This is a genomic window from Roseateles sp. FW305-36, assembly GCF_058787015.1.
This window is the reverse complement of the sequence record NZ_JBYSZK010000001.1, coordinates 34888-51442: the sequence shown is the minus strand read 5'-3', so window position 1 is coordinate 51442 and position 16555 is coordinate 34888. Positions and strand designations below refer to the sequence as shown.

Below are 16555 nucleotides of genomic sequence, written 5' to 3'. Positions count from 1 at the left end.
TTCAGAAGGGGAATTTCATGCCGGGCGGCAGGGGCATGCCCTGGGTCAGCTTGCCCATCTTCTCGGAACTGGTCTGCTCGGCACGGCGCGCTGCGTCGTTGAAGGCCGCAGCGACGAGGTCTTCCAGCATGTCCTTGTCATCGGCCAGCAGGCTGGGGTCGATGGTGACGCGGCGGACCTCGTGCTTGCAGGTCATCACCACCTTGACGAGGCCGGCGCCGCTCTGGCCCTCGACTTCGATGTTGGCGAGTTCGTCCTGCGCCTTCTTCAGGTTGTCCTGCATCGCCTGGGCTTGCTTCATCAAGCCGGCGAGTTGGCCCTTCATCATGATCGTGTCCTTGTCTAGGGAGTGGGAGTCAGCACGGGCTGCACGGAGCCCGGCAGGATGCGTGCCGACGGGAATTGGGAAAGCAGCGTCCGCGTCATCGGATGCTGGGCGGCCAGGTCCTCGGCCGCGCGTTGCTGGGCCTCGGCACGGGCCACCGTGCGCAGGGCGATAGAGTCTTCGGCGACGCCAACCTCGATGTCGAGCCTGGCGTCCAGCGCCGCCTCGAGCTTGCTGACCAGGGCCGGTGCCCGCAGCGATTCGCGCTCGACGCGCAGCTTCCAGACCTCGCGGCCTTCGACGGTCGTGCAGCCCAGGGCCTGGGCCTGACGGGCCAGCTCACCGGTCATGCCGACAAGATTGATCTCCGCGATGCGTTCGGCCCATTGCGCGCCCTCGGGCGTCTCGCGCAGCTCGGCACGGCGCGGCGCCTCGGGCTCGCGGGCGGTTGCGGCCACTGCGGCGGGCGCGTCATCCGCGTCCATCCACGGCGGCGGCGCGTCGTCGGGCGGTGGGCCGTCCGGGTCCATGGCCTCTTCCTCGGCCACGGCTTCGACGGGCTTGGGACGCAGGCGATCGCTCAGCTTGGGCGCCGCAGGCTCGGCCACGGCAGGCGTTGCCGCCACGGGAGCCGGTTCAAGCACCTTGGGGGCGGCGACGGGTGCGGCGACAGCTGCAACGACCGGCGGCGCCAGCTTGGGCAACGGCACGGCGACGACGGCCTTGGCGACTGCCGGCGGCCTCACCAGGGCCGCAGCCTTGATGGCCTTGGGCTGGGTGCCGGCCGGGCGGAAGGCCAGCATGCGCAGCAGCACCATCAGGAGGCCCGCGTATTCGTCGGGTGCCAGATGCAGCTCGGCGCGGCCGTGCAGGGCCATGCTGTACATCAGCTGGATCTCGTCGGCCGGCAGCGCAGCGGCGAGGCGGCGGATCTCGGCCGTCTCGTTGTCGCTGTCGTCCAGGGCGGCAGGCGCGGCCTGGGCCAGGGCCATCTGCTGGAACAGCGTGGCCAGGTCCTCCAGCGTGCCGGCGGCCGACAGGCCGGCGCCACGCAGCGCATCGGCCTGGGCCACGACGGCCTCGCCGCTGGCCGCGGCCAGCGCGTCGACGATGGCCACCACATGGCCGCGGTCGACGCTGCCCAGCATCTGGCGCACGCCGGCTTCACTCAGCGAACCGGCACCGAAGGCAATCGCCTGGTCGGTCAGCGACAGCGCATCGCGCATGGAGCCACGCGCCGCCCGCGACAGCAGGCGCAGCGCGCCCGGCTCGGCCGGCACGCTTTCGGCGCCCAGCACATTGGTGAGGTGCATCTGCACGTCGGCCGCCGCCATCGGGCGCAGATTGAACTGCAGGCAGCGCGACAGCACGGTGACGGGCACCTTCTGCGGGTCGGTCGTCGCCAGCACGAACTTCAGGTAGTCGGGCGGCTCCTCCAGCGTCTTCAGCATCGCGTTGAAGGCGGTGTTCGAGAGCATGTGCACTTCGTCGATCATGTAGACCTTGAAGCGCCCGACGACCGGCTTGTAGACCGCCTGGTCCAGCAGCTGCGAGATCTCCTCGACGCCACGGTTGGAGGCCGCGTCCAGCTCCACATAGTCGACGAAGCGGCCGGCATCGATGTCCCGGCAGGCCGGGCAGACGCCGCAGGGCTGGGCCGTGATGCCGCCCGTGCCGTCGGGCCCGGTGCAGTTCAGGCTCTTGGCCAGGATGCGCGACACCGTCGTCTTGCCGACGCCGCGGGTGCCGGTGAACAGATAGGCGTGGTGCAGCCGGCCTTGCGTCAGGGCATTGGCCAGGGCTTGCACGACATGCTCCTGGCCGACGAGCTGCTCGAAACTCTGCGGACGGTATTTGCGGGCCAGGACCTGATAACTCATGGGCGGCGATTCTAGAGAGGGCGGAGAGACCGCCCGGCCAGGTCAGCGTGCCAGCCCGGCGAAGGACTGCCAGAGCGCCTCGGCCACGGCGCCGATCGCGCGGCCGCGGCGCCGGGCGACGACGATGTCCAGCCGCGAGCGCTTGAAATGCCGCCCTTCCAGCGAGACCAGCCGCCCGGCGCGCAGATCCTTGTCGACCAGGTGCAGCGGCATATGCCCCCAGCCCATGCCGTTCAGGATCAGGTCCTTCTTGGTCTGCTGGTCGGCCACGGTCCAGCTGGGGGCGCCAGGGATCAGGAAGTAGTCGCGCCCCGGCGTACCGGCCGAGTCGCGAATGACGACCTGCACCAGCGACTTCATCTGCTCGGGACGCAGCTGGGCGCCGGGCTCGAAGGGCAGATAGCCGCGCGCCGCGACTGGCACCAGCGTGACGGCCTGCAGGTCCAGCCATTCAAAGCGCGTGTCGGACTTGTCGACGTGGTGGACGATCAGGTCGGCCTCGTCGGCCAGCAGGCGTTGCCAGGGGCCGCTGAGGGCCTCGAAATGCAGGTGCAGCCGCGTGCCGGGGCTGGCGGCGAAGAACTTCTTCAGATGACGCAGCACCGGCGCCGACGGCGTCAGGTCGCCGACCACCACGCTCAGGTCGGACTCATCGCCCTGCACGAGCTGCCGCGCCAGGGTCTCCAGGCCACCGGCCCGCGCCAGCACCTCGGCCGCCTGGCGGTGGAAGGCCGTGCCGGCGGCCGTCAGCCGGGCGCGATAGCCCTCGCGGTCCAGCAGCGCCAAGCCCGTGCCGCGCTCCAGGCTGCCGACGGCGGCATGCACCGCCGGGTGGCTGCGCCCGAGCTTGGCGGCCGCAGCCTGGAAGCTGCCCTCGGACACGACGGCGTCGAGGCATTGCAGCTCCTGCAAGGTGAAGTGAACTGTCTGCATTCATGACATTCTGAGCCACAACTATTTAATTTCCTTAAAACATCTCGTTTCCTACGCTGAGGACCTCACCCATCACCTGAAGGAAGACCCTTGAGAGCGATCGTCAGACAGCAGTACGGCGGCCCGGAGCAACTCCTCATCCAGACCGTCCCCGATCCCGAGCCCGCCGTCGGCGAGGTGCTGGTGCGCGTGCGCGCCTTTGGCCTGAACCGAGCCGAGCAGTACTTCAGGCAAGGCCTGTGGGGCGAGGTCGCAGCCATCTCCGGCATCGAATGCGTCGGCAGCGTCGAGGCGGACCCGAGCGGCCGGCTTGATCGTGGCCAGACCGTCATCGCGCTGATGGGCGGCCTGGGCCGCAGCCGCGCCGGCAGCTACGCGGAGAAGGTCTGCGTGCCGGCCAGCAACGTCGTCGCCGTGCAGACCCGCCTGGACTGGTCCCGGCTGGCCAGCCTGCCGGAAACCTATGCCACGGCCTGGAGCTGCCTGCACGACAACCTGTCACTGCAGCCGGGCGAGCGGCTGCTGGTGCGCGGCGCCGGATCGGCGCTGGGCCAGGCCGCCGTCGAACTCGCGTCCCGCGCCGGCGCCGTCGTGCTGGCCCAGGTTCGCAGCCCGCAGAGCACGGACCGGGTCACCGCACTGGGCGCCAGCGCCGCCTTCACGGCGGAAGGCGTCGACGCCCTGCAAGGGCTGGACGCCGTGCTGGACCTGATCGGCACCTCCACGCTGCGCGACAGCCTGCGCCGGCTCGGCCGCGGAGGCCGGGCCTGCCTGGCCGGCTTCCTCGGCGGCGGCGCGCCGCTGGCCGAGTTCGACCCCATGCGTGACCTGCCCAGCGGGCGGCAGCTGAGCTTTTTTGGCAGCGCCTTCGTCTACGGTACGGCCGAATACCCACTCGCCGACCTGCCCTTGCAGGCCCTCATCGATCAGGCCGAGCGGGGCGAGTTGCGCGCGCAGCCGGCGGCGGTGTTCCGCTTCGACGAGATCCAGGCCGCCCACCGGCTGCTGGACGCTGAGACCGCGGGCGGCAAGATCGTCGTGAGCGTGGCCTGAGGCGCCAACGCGGGGCCACCGGGGATAATCCCGCGCCATGACCTCGCAAGCCCCCCTCACCTACGACCAAGCCGGCGTCAACTACGACCTGATCGACCCGCTGAAGATCACGGCCCAGCGCGCCGCCGCCGCCACCGCCTCCCACCTCGCTGTACACGGCTTCAGCGAGGTCAAGGCCTCGCGGGGCGAATCGGCCTATGTCGTGGACGTGGGGCCGTTCTACATCGCCTCCATCGTCGAATGCCTGGGCACCAAGACCCTGGTGGCCGACGAGATGGCCAAGCTGACGGGCAAGAGCTTCTTCGCCGGCATCGCCCAGGACACCATCGCCATGGCGGTCAACGACCTGATCACGGTCGGCGCCACGCCCCTGGTCGTGCAGGCCTACTGGGCCGCCGGCGGCAGCGACTGGTTCGGCGACGCCCAGCGCGCGCAAGCCCTGGTGGCCGGCTGGAAGGCCGCCTGCGACACCTGCCAGGTCGCCTGGGGCGGCGGCGAGACGCCGGCCCTGGCCGGCATCGTGGAGGACGGCCGCATCGACCTGGCCGCCTCCTGCACCGGCCTCATCAACCCCAAGGAACGGCTGTCCGTCGGCGACAAGCTGGGCGCCGGCGATGCCATCGTGCTGCTGGCCTCCAGCGGCATCCACGCCAACGGCCTGAGCCTGGCCCGCAAGCTGGCCGAGCGCCTGCCCCGGGGCTATCTGACCGAGATCGAACCCGGCGTCACCTACGGCGAAGCCCTGCTGGCGCCCACGGCCCTGTATTCGCCCGTCATCGAGGCGCTGTGGAAGGCCGGCATCGCGCCCCACTACTGCGCCAACATCACCGGCCACGGCTGGCGCAAGCTGCTGCGCCACCCCAGCGCCCTGACCTACCGCATCCACACCGTGCCGCCCAAGACGGCCGTGCTGGACTTCATCCAGAAGCAGGCCGGCCAGGACGACCGCGAGGCCTATTCGACGCTGAACATGGGCGCCGGCTTCGCCATCTTCGTCAAGGCCGAGGACGCCGAGCGGACCGCGCAGGTGGCACGCGATTGCGGCATCGAGGCCTGGGTGGCGGGCAAGGTCGAGGCCGGCGAGAAGCAGCTGCTGATCGAGCCGCTCAACATCCGCTTCAGCGAAGACGACCTGGCCTTGCGCTGAACGCGCCTCGCCCATGAGTTGGTATTACACCGAGATGATCCAGTGGCATGTGCTGCTGGCTTGGTGCAGTGTGGGCCTGTTTTTTGTGCGCGGCTTGCTGGTCCAGTTCGGAGCGGCCCAGGTGCAGGCGTTTGCGAAAGACGCCCGCCTGCTGGTGCTGGTGTTCGGCGTCAACGCCTGCCTCGTCGTCACGGGCCTGAGCCTGTGGGGCTCCATCGGCTACAACCCCATGCGTGACTGGTGGCTGGGCGTGAAGCTCGTGGCGCTCGTGGGCTACATGATCTGCGGCCACTGGGCGATGAGCCAGGCTCGCCTGCACCTGCTGGGTTATCTCACCGCATTGGCCCTGCTGGCCCTGGCAATGGACCTTTCGATCAACCGCCAGTTCCTACCCGGTTAGAATGGCCCCCGACGGGCCTCCCCGCATGGAAGCGCGCCCAACCGGGTCAGGTGGGGAACCAAGCAGCCCTAAGCGTTGCAACCAGTGCCGGGGGTAAGGCTCGTCACCCTCCCCTTCTTCCTGTTCAGGCTTCTGCCGCCTGAACGCCAGCGCGGCAACACAAACGCCATCGGCCGGCTCCTGCATCAGGAGGCCGGCCGATTCGTTTTGCAAGGGACGGGCCGCTGGCCCGCCCGGCTTCAACCACCCGGCTGCTTCGGGATGTCGGTCGAGCGCACCACCAGCGTCGTCAGCTGGCCGCCCCCTGCCACGCTGCCGGTGACCGTGCCTTCGCGCACGCGGCGCTCGCACATCTCGCGGTCTTCCACCGGCTGGGCCTGGCAGCGCTTGAGGGCGTTGTTGGCCCACTGGTCGGGCTGGTCGCTCGGCGAGATCAGCTTGCCCTGACGAGCCTGGGCGTGGGCAGCCCCGGCTTCCTTCAGGCAGACATCGCGCGGCTGGTTGGTCTGGCCGGTCATGCAGTTGGCGCGTTCGCGCTCGTACTGCAGGCGCAACGGGTCGACATTCCTGGCCTTGGGCGCAGCCTGGGCGACGCCGCCCATTGCGAGCAGGGCAGCGGCCAGCCAGGCGGTGGTGTGACATCGGTTCATGGTGATCTCCTTCAAAGGCGCGGCATCAGCCGCGGGCTCGGACCGGCTGGTTGTCGTTCGAGATATAGACCTCGACGCGACGGTTCATGGCGCGGTCCGACGTGCTGGCATTGCTGGCCACCGGATAGGCCTCGCCATAGCCGCGGGTGGCGATACGGGTGGGGTCCACACCCTGGGCGCGCAGTGCGTCGGCCACGGCCTGGGAGCGTCGCTGGGACAAGGTCAGATTGGCCGAGTCGCTGCCGACGCTGTCGGTGAAGCCCTCGATGAGGATGCGGCGATCCGGGTGCTGGTTCAGGTAGTGGGCCAGCTTGGCGATGGACGTCTGCGCGGCGGGCTTGATATCGGCGCGGCCGAACTCGAACAGCACGTCGCCCAGCGTCACCAGCATGCCGCGGTCGGTCTGCTTGGCCTGCAACTCGTTCAACTCCTGCTGCAGGGCCGCGGCCTGGGCCTGGGCATTGGCGGCCTGAGCCTGGGCGTTCGCGGCATCGGCGTTGGCGGCGGCGGCCTGCTGGCGCGCCGCATTGGCATCGGCGCTGGCGTTGGCCGCAGCGATCTGCGCGTTGGCTGCCTGGGCCTGCGCCATGTTGGCGCGGTTGGCATTGGCGTCCGCACGGGCGCGTTCGCGGTCGGCTTCGGCTGCCTTGATGGCTTCTTCCTGTGTCGCGGCGCGGCCGATGGCCATGGCGGTGCGGGCCTGGGTCGAGGCGACATAGGCGGCCGAGTCGATGTCGGCCGGCGCTTCACGCTTGGCGCTCAGTTCCTCGGCGCGCTTCAGCGAGTCGGAGGCCTTCTTGATGTCCAGCGAGGCGTACTTCAGCACGGCCGGATCGGCCTCGGCGCTGTGCACGGTGGAGCGGGCCTCGCGCAGGGCGGGCGTGACGGTGGGGGCGCTGGCGCAGCCGGCGAACAAGGCCGTGGCGGCGGCCAGGGCAGTCAGTTGGGCGATGGTCTTCATGGCTGTCCTTTCGATGAATCAGGAACGGTTCAGCTGCGCCTGCAGCTGGCGGATGCTTTCGTTCACCTCGGCCAGCGCGCGACTGGAGCGGACGTTGCGAGCCGTGGCCTGGGCCAGGGCGGCGTCGGCTGCCGCTTCGTCGGCCAGCTGGCGCGCCTGCACATAGTCCTTGCGGGCCATGGCGGCGTTGGCGCGGGCCAGCTTGTCGCGCGCCGTGGACAACTCCGCAGGCGCCTCGGCGGCATTGCCGGTTGCGGTGTCGACGGCGGAATTGGCCACCGCGATCTGTTCCTTGGGTGGGTCACCGTGGGTGGCACACGCCGACAGGGCTGCGGCAGCAAATGCCGCCAACAGAACAGCCCGGCCCTTCATCGGATGCGGATTCATACGAACTCCTGTGGTTTGCAATTCCCGGCGATCAGCATCGCCACCCCGCCGGGTTCGGGTTCTTCTTTGGATGCAAATCCAGTATTCGCGATGACCCGTGAGTCACCAGTCGGAATGCCGGCGCGGCAGCGGTCAGCCTGCGGCCTCACGACTTGTGGGACATGCCCTACACCCCTGTCGGGTGGGGCGTTGGACTTAGCCTGTCGCCTGCCTGAAGGCCATCACGGCCTGGTTGCGCAGGGTGCGCAGCAGCGACAGTTCCTTCTCGCCCAGCCGCACGACGCCGGCCTGAGCATGGTCCGCATAGATCAGCCCGAGGGGCGAGCCCTTGAGCATCAGCGGCAGCAGCAGAAAGCTCTGCGCCTTGAGTTCGCCGCGGAACCAGCTCGGCATGCGGGAAGCGATGTTGTCCGCGCGCGCATCCTGGATCAGCGTGTCGGCGCCTTTCAGGCAGACGGCGGCGATGAGGTCCAGCGGCTGGGTCGCCAGGTCCACGCGCAGCAGCGGCGCCAGGCGCTCGACGTCGGCGCCGACACCAAGGCGGCCCGTCAGCGCCTGGCCGCGCGCATCGCGCAGGCAGAAGACGACGCGGCGGAAGCCGAGGGCGCGGTAGATGGTCTCCAGGATCATGCGCAGCACGGCATTGAGCTGGAAGTTGTCGACCATGGCGTCGGTGATGTCCTGCACGCCGGCGGCCAGCAATTGCACGGCCTGGTCGACCGGCGTTTGCGGCGGGGCATCCTGGGTGCGCTCCATGACCAGGGTGGGCGCCAGCTCATGGGCCGTCAGCGAGTCGTGGACCGACGGCGTCACCGGCGCCAGCAGGCGCTGGGCCTTGGAGTCGCGCGGCAGGTGCAACTCCAGGGCCTCGGTCGTCTGCGCCAGATGCTGGCGCGCGGTGTCGGCCGCCTTCTCGAAGGTCTCGGCGCTGATGCCGAGGGCTCGCGAATGCCGCTGCGCGAGTGCGCGCAGCTTGGCATGGGCCTGCTCGGGCGGCGTGTTCAGGATGAGGTCGGCCATGTCGTTGCTGGCACGGGCCAGCCAGCGCTGACGCTCGGTGCCTTCTTCCAGCAAACGCTGCGGCGGCTCGCCGGTCGGGCGGCGCATGGCGCGCTGCAGGCTGTCCGGCAGGCCCCACTGCCTGGCCACCCCCAGGCCGAGGGCCTCGTAGCTCATGCCCAGCACCTGGGCCGAGGCCGAGGCCTCGCTGAGGGCCGGCTGGCCATCCTCGGCGGGGCTGACGAGGCGGCGCACGGCATCGGCCTCCTCGGGGAAATAGAACTCGGTCAGCGAGCGGCCGAGGTGATGGAACATCGCGCCGAGAAAGGCCTCCTCGGCCTCGCGCGGGTTGGGGCAGAGCTCGCGGGCCAGAGACGCCGCCATCAGCGAACGCAGATAGTCCTCGCGCAGCCGCTTGGCATGGCTCTTGTTCTCCATGCGTTCCAGCAGCACCAAGCTCAAGGCCAGGTTGCGGATGCCGGCAAAGCCGATCAGCGCGACGGCGCGCGACACCGTGCTGATGCCCCCGCCGCCGGTGTGCCGGTACTGGGCCGTGTTGACGAGGCGCAGCAGCTTCTGCGTCAAGGCCACGTCCTTGAGGATCTCGTTGGACAGGCTGGCCAGGCTCTCGTTCTCGGACTGCGTCAGGCGCTGGATGCGACCGATGGCATCGGTCAGCGCCGGGAAGTCGCTCTTGTGCCGCATGCGGCGCAGCAGGAAGTCGAGCACCGGGGCTTCGGCCTCGGCGTCGGGTTCGGCGACCGGGCGCAGCCAGGCCGCCAGCGCGTCGCGCATCAGGGCCGCGCTGGGCCAGCGCGCGGACGGCTCGCGCGCCAGGCCGCGTTGCACGATGGCGCGCAGCGCGTCATCGACGCTGCTGTCCAGGCCCGAAGGCAGCACGAGGTCGGTGGTCTGCACGCGCTGGATGGCGCGCCAGGGATCGGGGTCGTGGTTGAGGCGCTGGCCGCTCAGCATCTCGGCCAGCATGACGGCCGCGGCGAAGACGTCCATCTGCGGATGGGGCGGCGCGCCGCGTGCGGCCTCGGGCGAGATATAGCCGGGCGTGCCGACGACGCGCGACGGCGCGTTGGTGTTGGTGGACACGCGGGCGGCGATGCCGAAGTCCATCACGCGCGGCCGACCGCGGGCGTCGATGAGGATGTTGCTGGGCTTGAGGTCGCGGTGCACCAGGCCGGCGGCGTGGGCGGCGGTGAGACCGTCCAGGATGCCCAGCATCAGCGTGACGGCCTCGGCCGCAGTGGGCGCCGGGCCGGCGCGCAGGCGCTGGCTCAGCGTGCCGCCGGACACGTATTCGAAGACGAGATAGGACCAGCCGCCCTGGGTGTCGGCCTCGAAGACCGGCACGATGTTGGGGTGGGTCAGGCGGCTGACGGCGCGGGCCTCGTGCAGCCACTCGTCGACGCTGCCGGGTTCGGCCATGGCCTTGAGCAGCTTGACGGCGACCTCGCGGTCCAGCAGCGGGTCGTGGGCCAGCCAGACCGTAGCCTGGGCGCCCTCACCCAAGCGCTGCAGCAGCCGGAAGCGGCCGAGCTGGGGAGGCAGGTCGTCGGCCATGGTGCGAGCTTCAGGAGCCGCCGCGGGTGGACAGGCGTTCGCGCAACGAGCCCGGGGACGTCGGCACGTCAGCCACCGGTGGCACCGGCGGCTTGGCAGCGCCCGGATTCAAGGCCTCCATGACCTCGCGCATGCCCACGCCCAGCGCCTTGGCGTAGCGCCGCGTGGCGGCGTCCACACCCGGACGACGGCGCGCCTCAGGCAGGCCCAGGGCGTCCACCAATTCGTTGGCGAAGCTGCAGGTCAGCCTCAGCGTGTCAGCGTCGCTGCGAGGTGGGTGCACGGCAGCGTCCAGCGGCTGGCGGCGGATCATCTGCAGCAGCTCGTCGCCCAGGCCCCAGTGGCGGGCCACGGCGGTGCCCAGCGCGTCGAGATCGCAACCCAGCACCGCATAGGCGGCGGCCTGCTCGCTCATGGACGGTGGGTTGGGCTGCTCCTCGGTGGGTTCGGGCGCCACCATCAGCTGGCGTATCTGCTGGGCGTCGTCCGGGAAGTGGTACTGCAGCAGCAGTCGCCCCAGGTTCTGCATGACGGTGATGAGATGCACGACCTCGCCGTCATAGCCGGCCGGACGCAGCGCCTGGGCCACTTGCGCGGCCTTGGTCACGCGCGCCATCAGCTGGCGCAACATCTCGGCGGCTACCGGCGCCAGCGGGCCCGGCCAGGGCTTGAGCGAGTTGGCGGCGTATTGCAGCCCGTCCAGGCCCAGCATCTGGATGGCGCGCTGCATGTTCAGGATGGTCTCGCCCTGGTGACCGGCCTGCTTCAGCGCGTTGTTGACGCGGCGCACCAGCTCCAGGCTGAGGGCCATGTCCTTGAGCACGAACTCCGACAGCGCGCTGGCGTGCTGGGCTTCCAGACCGGAGCCGCCGGCGAAGCGGTGCAGGCCGCTGGTCGTCGTCGGCAGGTGGCCCATGCGCTGCAACTTGTCCAGCAGCAGCACGATGGGGCCGCCATCGTCATGGGCGGCGGCTTGACGCCAGCCGTCCAGCGCACGCAGGAAGCTGCGGGCGAGGTGGTAGCGCTGGCGCAGCTGGCGGTCGGTGGCGCGGTTGCAGATGGCGCGCAGCGGATCGGCAATCGGATGCGGCGTCTCCCAGCCCAGGCGCACCATCTCGCGGCCGATGGGTTGCATCTGCTGAACCACATGCTGCAGGTCGTTCTCCTCCAGCACCGGCTTGCCGCTGAGGATGCGGTTGAGCAGCAGGCCGACGCAGAGCACGTCCTCCTCGGCCGACTCGCGCACGGCACGGCGGGTCACGGCGCTGAAGTCGACCGTGGCGGGGAAGACTTCCTGGGCGACTTCCAGGCCGACGAGGCGCACCTTGTCGGCCGCGTCGATGACGAGGCTGGAGGTCTGGATGTCGCGATGCGCGTGGCCGGCCTCGTGGGCGAAGGCCAGGCCTTCGAGCAGCTGGGCGATCCAGTGGGCGGCGTCGATGGGCAGGGGCGCGGCCTGGCGGGCCAGGCGTTCGTCCAGGGTCTCGCCCAGGGCGCGGTCATAGGCCACATAGGGCCAGCCCTCGACCTGGCCGATCTCGAAGGGCGGCGCCAGATTGGGGTGCTGCACCCGCTCGGCCCCCTGGGCCATGCGCAGCCAATGCTCCAGGGCCGCCGCGCTATTGGGCTTGTCGCGCGGCATGCACAGCAGCAGCTCCTGGCCATGGCGCGGATCGAAGACACGCCAGATCAGGCTGCGCGCACTCTTGGACTGCAGAGCGCGCAGCTCGAAGCGGCCAAAGCCTTTCAACGGTGGGGCGGCGGGACTGGTTTCAGGCACGGCAAACGTGAGGCGGGGCTGTAAACAGATGTAGTTCCTGCATTGGACTCCAGGCTAGAAGCACCGGGCTTGCAGGCAAGCGTCGAAATGCGACGGATTTCCTCCCCATCCGACGGCTATCGATCGCTTGTGTGCATCAGCTCACGCTTAGCCGCTTGTACACCCTCACCCAGCCCGGGCATGTCAGCCAATTCCTGGTTTCAGCCGGCCAGTTGAGACCAGACCTTGTCCAAGCGCTTCACGCTGACGGGCTGCGGCGTCCTGAGCTCCTGCGCAAACAGGCTGACCCGCAACTCCTCCAGCTGCCAGCGGAAGTCATCGAGGCGCGCATCCTTCACGCCCTTGAGCTCGGCCAGGCGGCGCGTGTAGCGCTGCTCCAGCGGCCTGACCTCGCTCATCAGCTTGGCGTCACGCGCCGCATCGGCACGCAGCTTGTCCAGGCGGGCCGTGATGGCCTTCAGGTAGCGCGGCAGATGCTGGAGCTGGGCCCAGGGCGTGTCCAGCGCAAAGCGCTTGGGCACCAGGCGCTGCAACTGGGCCGTGATGTCGTCCGACACGTCCTTGGCCGGGCGCGAGTCCTTCAGCTTGCGGGTCGCGTTGGCCAACTCCTGCAGCACCGCATGCACGGCGCGGGCCACCTCCTGGGCGATCAGGTTGAGGCGGCTGCGGCCTTCCTCGATGCGCTTCCTGAAGCTCATCGCATCGGTGGGCAAGGGGTCGCCCAGGAAGGCACGGTCCAGGGCCACGCCGATGATCTGGTCGCGCAGCTCCTCGGCCGTGCCCAGGCCCATGAAGAGGACGGACATGCGCTGCAGGTCGGGGATGTTCTTCTCCAGGAACTTCAGCGGCTCCTTAAGTTGCAGCGCGATGAGGCGGCGCAGGCCGGCACGGTGCCTGGCGGCGGCGACCTCGGGCTCGTCGAAGACCTCGATCTCGACCGCGTTGCCCTTGTCGATCAGGGCCGGGAAGCCGATCAGGGTCTGGCCGCCAGAACCCGGTTTCTGCACTTCCAGCAGCTCGGGCAGCTCGCCGAAAGTCCAGTCGGTGTACGTTTGGCTGGCGTCTCGCGCGGGCGCGACGGGCTTGACGATCTCGGCACGAATGCCGCGCTCAGGTTGCGGCTTGGGTGCCGGCTCCGCGGCCGGCAGCTTCAGCGCCGCCAGTGCCTGGAAAGCCGACCTCGCCTGCCCGCCCAGCTCTGCCTTCAGCGCCGCGAGCTGGCGCCCCTGGCCGAGCTGGCGGCCATGCTCGTCGACGATGCGGAAGTTCATGAAGAGATGCGGCGCCAGCTGCTCCAGCTTGAAGTCGTTGCGCTGCACGGCGATCTGGCTGCGGTCCTTCACGGCCCTGAGCAGGGTGTCCACCAGCCCCCCGTGGCAGAAGGGCTGCAGCTCGATGAACTCGGCGACGAAGTCCGGCAGCGGCGTGAGGCGCGCGCGCGGCTTCTGGTGCAGGCTCTTCAGCAGGGCCGTGACCTTGGCCGCCAGCATGCCGGGCACCAGCCATTCGGCGCGCTCCTCGCTGACCTGGTTGAGCGCAAAGATGGGCACGGTGACCGTCAGGCCGTCGCGCGGGTCGCCGGGCTGGTGCAGATAGCTGGCCGCGCAGTCCACGCCACCCAGGCGGATGACCTTGGGGAAGGCCTCGCTGGTGACGCCGGCGGCCTCGTGGCGCATCAGCTCGTCCTGGCTGAGCTGCAAGAGCTTGTCGTTGCTCTTGCTGGCCTCGCGCCACCACTTCAAGAGCGTGGCGCCGCTGAATACGTTCGCCGGCAGCTTGTCGTCGTAGAAGGCGTAGATCAGCTCGTCGTCGACCAGCACATCCTGGCGGCGCGACTTGTGCTCCAGCGCCTCGACCTTGCTGATCTGGCGGCGGTTGTGGCCCAGGAAGGGCAGCTGCTTGACCAGGTCCTCGGGCAGGTCGTCATTGACCAGGCCCTCGCGGATGAAGATCTCGCGCGCCGCCTTGGGGTCGACGCGGCCGAAGTTCACGCGCTTGTTGCTGTAGAGCACGATGCCGTAGAGAGTCGCGCGCTCCAGCGCCACGACCTCGGCGGCCTTCTTCTCCCAGTGCGGCTCCAGCAGCTGGGTCTTGATCAGGTGGCCGGCAATCGGCGGCAGCCACTGCGGCTCGATGTTGGCGAGGCCGCGGCCATAGAGGCGCGAGGTGTCGACCAGTTCGGCGGCCACGATCCAGCGCCCCGGCTTCTTGCTCAGGTGGGCGCCGGGATGACGGTAGAACTTGATGCCGCGCGCACCGAGATACCAGTCCTCGTCGTCGCTCTTCTGGCCGATGTTGCCCAGCAGGCCGGCCAGCATGGACAGGTGCACCTGCTCGTAGGTCGCCGGGCTCTGGTTGAGCCGCCAGCCATGCTCGGCCACCACGGTCTGCAGCTGCGAATGCACGTCGCGCCATTCGCGCACGCGGCGCGGGCTGACAAAGTTCTCGCGCAGCAGCGCCTCGTGCTTGCGGTGGGACAGCTTGTGCTCGCCCTCGCCGCCTTTCGAGGCGCCCAGCCATTTCCACAGCTTCAGATAGCCCATGAACTCCGACTTCTCGTCGTCGAACTTCTTGTGCTTCTCATCTGCAGCCTGGGCGGCTTCCTGCGGGCGGTCGCGAACGTCCTGGCCGGACAGCGCGGAGGCGATGACCAGCACCTCGGTCAGCGCCTCCCTGCTGCGCGCCTCCAGGATCATGCGGCCCACACGCGGGTCCAGCGGCAGGCGCGCGAGTTCCTTGCCCAGGGCGGTCAGCTCGTTGGCGTCGTCGGTAGCACCCAGCTCGTTGAGCAGTTGGTAGCCGTCGGCGATCGCCTTGGGGCGCGGCGCCTCCAGGAAGGGGAAGCGCTCCACGTCGCCCAGGTGCAGCGACTTCATGCGCAGGATGACGCCGGCCAGGCTCGACCGCAGGATTTCCGGGTCGGTGAACCTGGGCCGTTCGTTGAACTCCTTCTCGCTGTACAGCCGCACGCAGATGCCGTTGCTGACCCGCCCGCAGCGGCCCGCGCGCTGGTTGGCGGCCGCCTGGCTGATGTTCTCGATCAGCAGCTGCTCGACCTTGTTGCGGTAGCTGTAGCGCTTGACGCGCGCGAGACCCGGGTCGATGACGTAGCGGATGCCCGGCACCGTGAGCGACGTCTCGGCCACGTTGGTGGCCAGCACGATGCGGCGCGCGCCGTGGGGCTCGAAGACCTTGTTCTGGTCGGCCTCCGACAGGCGCGAGAACAGCGGCAGGATGTCCACGCCCGGTGGATGGTGCTTGCGCAGCGCCTCGGCCGCCTCGCGGATCTCGCGCTCGCCGGGCAGGAAGACCAGCACATCGCCCCCACCCTCGCGCCACAGCTCGTCCACGGCGTCACAGATGGCGTTGTTGAGGTCGTATTCGCGGCTTTCCTCGAACGGACGGTAGCGCTGCTCGACCGGGAACAGCCGCCCCGACACCATCAGCACCGGCGCCGGGCCCTTGGCGCTCTCGAAGTGCTTCGCGAATCGCTCGGCGTCGATGGTGGCCGAGGTGACGACGATCTTCAGGTCGGGCCGGCGCGGCAGCAGCTCGCGCAGATAGCCGAGCAGGAAGTCGATGTTGAGGCTGCGCTCGTGGGCCTCGTCGATGATCAGCGTGTCGTAGGCGCGCAAAAGCGGATCGCTCTGCGTCTCGGCCAGCAGGATGCCGTCGGTCATCAGCTTGACCGAGGCGCCCTTGGACAGCCGGTCCTGGAAGCGGACCTTGTAGCCGACGACGTCGCCCAGCGGCGTGTTCAGCTCCTCGGCGATGCGCTTGGCCACGCTGCTGGCGGCAATCCGCCGCGGCTGGGTGTGGCCGATCAGGCCGCCGCCGTTGATGCGGCCACGGCCCATCGCCAGCGCGATCTTGGGCAACTGGGTGGTCTTGCCGGAGCCGGTCTCGCCGCAGACGATGACGACCTGGTGCGCGGCCATCGCTTGAGCGATCTCGTCGCGCCTGGCCGAGACCGGCAGGCTTTCGGGAAAGGAAATGGAAAGAGCCGGTTGAGGCAACCGGCTCTCGGGTCGTTCGGAACTCATTGGGGCGGGATTGTCCCGCAAGCGCTTACTCGGTTCTTGGGAAGTAGCTGATGACCTGGATGACGGCGCCCTGCGGGTCCTGCAGCACGGCCATGCGGCCGATGGTGGGGATGTCGAAGGGCCCGGCGCAGACTGTCCCACCAAGGCTCTTGGCCTTCTCGACCGTGGCGTCGCAGTTCTCGACGGTGACATAGGCGCCCCACATGGCCGGGCCGGGTGCCGGCGGCGTCATCACGCCGCCCACGGCCACCTCGCCGACCTTGATGACGTGATAGTCGCCCTGGCCCATGTTCATGGTGTCGAAAGTCCAGCCGAACAGGCTGCCGTAGTACTCGCAGGCGGCCTTGGGATCGGGCGTGCCCAACTCGTTCCAGCTGAAGGCGCCGGGGGTCATGTAGACGTCTTGGTAGTCCTTCATCGCG

Annotated in this window: 13 protein-coding genes and 1 other RNA gene; 4 read left to right on the top strand and 10 right to left on the bottom strand. The window is 69.4% G+C overall.

The features are described from left to right. Position 1 precedes the first annotated feature (1 nt). From AC3WOE_RS00205 to AC3WOE_RS00195, 3 genes are read right to left on the bottom strand one after another with little or no spacing between them, the layout of a single operon-like run. Entirely contained in the window at positions 2 to 328 is a 327-nt protein-coding gene (locus AC3WOE_RS00205) for a YbaB/EbfC family nucleoid-associated protein (RefSeq protein WP_492687482.1), read from the bottom strand. Between the two features lie 14 nt (positions 329 to 342). Continuing rightward, on the bottom strand, positions 343 to 2205 hold the full coding sequence (gene dnaX, locus AC3WOE_RS00200; RefSeq protein WP_492687481.1) for a DNA polymerase III subunit gamma/tau: 1863 nt from the start codon (positions 2203 to 2205) through the stop codon (positions 343 to 345). 42 nt (positions 2206 to 2247) lie between these two features. Then, positions 2248 to 3138, bottom strand: coding sequence for a LysR family transcriptional regulator (locus tag AC3WOE_RS00195; protein WP_492687480.1), 891 nt, complete (start codon positions 3136 to 3138; stop codon positions 2248 to 2250). 90 nt (positions 3139 to 3228) lie between these two features. Here AC3WOE_RS00195 and AC3WOE_RS00190 point away from each other — a divergent pair, with 90 nt between their 5' ends. The 4 genes from AC3WOE_RS00190 (at position 3229) to ffs (ending at position 5846) form a co-directional block, all read left to right on the top strand. Then, a complete protein-coding gene (locus tag AC3WOE_RS00190) occupies positions 3229 to 4191 on the top strand; it encodes a zinc-binding dehydrogenase (protein WP_492687479.1) in 963 nt (320 codons plus the stop codon). A 37-nt stretch (positions 4192 to 4228) separates the two neighbouring features. Next, a complete protein-coding gene (locus AC3WOE_RS00185) occupies positions 4229 to 5338 on the top strand; it encodes an AIR synthase-related protein (protein WP_492687478.1) in 1110 nt (369 codons plus the stop codon). 13 nt (positions 5339 to 5351) lie between these two features. After that, complete coding sequence (locus AC3WOE_RS00180) at positions 5352 to 5738, top strand: SirB2 family protein (protein ID WP_492687477.1); 387 nt, start codon at positions 5352 to 5354, stop codon at positions 5736 to 5738. Positions 5739 to 5748: 10 nt separating this feature from the next. After that, positions 5749 to 5846: signal recognition particle sRNA small type (gene ffs / locus AC3WOE_RS00175), an RNA gene on the top strand. 131 nt (positions 5847 to 5977) lie between these two features. On the opposite strand, the gene AC3WOE_RS00170 is transcribed toward ffs, so the two are convergent. The 7 genes from AC3WOE_RS00170 to AC3WOE_RS00140 all read right to left on the bottom strand — a co-directional run bounded on the left by AC3WOE_RS00170 (position 5978) and on the right by AC3WOE_RS00140 (position 16551). After that, positions 5978 to 6388, bottom strand: coding sequence for a hypothetical protein (locus tag AC3WOE_RS00170; RefSeq protein ID WP_492687476.1), 411 nt, complete (start codon positions 6386 to 6388; stop codon positions 5978 to 5980). 25 nt (positions 6389 to 6413) lie between these two features. Further along, positions 6414 to 7349 carry an OmpA family protein gene (locus tag AC3WOE_RS00165; RefSeq protein WP_492687475.1) on the bottom strand — a complete coding sequence of 312 codons (936 nt, stop codon included), beginning with the start codon at positions 7347 to 7349 and terminating at the stop codon, positions 6414 to 6416. A gap of 18 nt (positions 7350 to 7367) precedes the next feature. Beyond that, complete coding sequence (locus tag AC3WOE_RS00160) at positions 7368 to 7736, bottom strand: DUF4398 domain-containing protein (RefSeq protein ID WP_492687474.1); 369 nt, start codon at positions 7734 to 7736, stop codon at positions 7368 to 7370. Between the two features lie 195 nt (positions 7737 to 7931). Then, positions 7932 to 10310 carry a protein kinase domain-containing protein gene (locus AC3WOE_RS00155; RefSeq protein ID WP_492687473.1) on the bottom strand — a complete coding sequence of 793 codons (2379 nt, stop codon included), beginning with the start codon at positions 10308 to 10310 and terminating at the stop codon, positions 7932 to 7934. 10 nt (positions 10311 to 10320) lie between these two features. Further along, the gene (locus AC3WOE_RS00150; RefSeq protein WP_492687472.1) at positions 10321 to 12090 is read right to left on the bottom strand and encodes an HDOD domain-containing protein; all 1770 of its coding nucleotides are present in this window, start codon (positions 12088 to 12090) and stop codon (positions 10321 to 10323) included. Between the two features lie 200 nt (positions 12091 to 12290). Continuing rightward, entirely contained in the window at positions 12291 to 16133 is a 3843-nt protein-coding gene (gene hrpA / locus AC3WOE_RS00145) for an ATP-dependent RNA helicase HrpA (protein WP_492687471.1), read from the bottom strand. Positions 16134 to 16158: 25 nt separating this feature from the next. After that, on the bottom strand, positions 16159 to 16551 hold the full coding sequence (locus AC3WOE_RS00140) for a VOC family protein (RefSeq protein ID WP_492687470.1): 393 nt from the start codon (positions 16549 to 16551) through the stop codon (positions 16159 to 16161). Between the last annotated feature and the right edge of the window lie 4 nt (positions 16552 to 16555).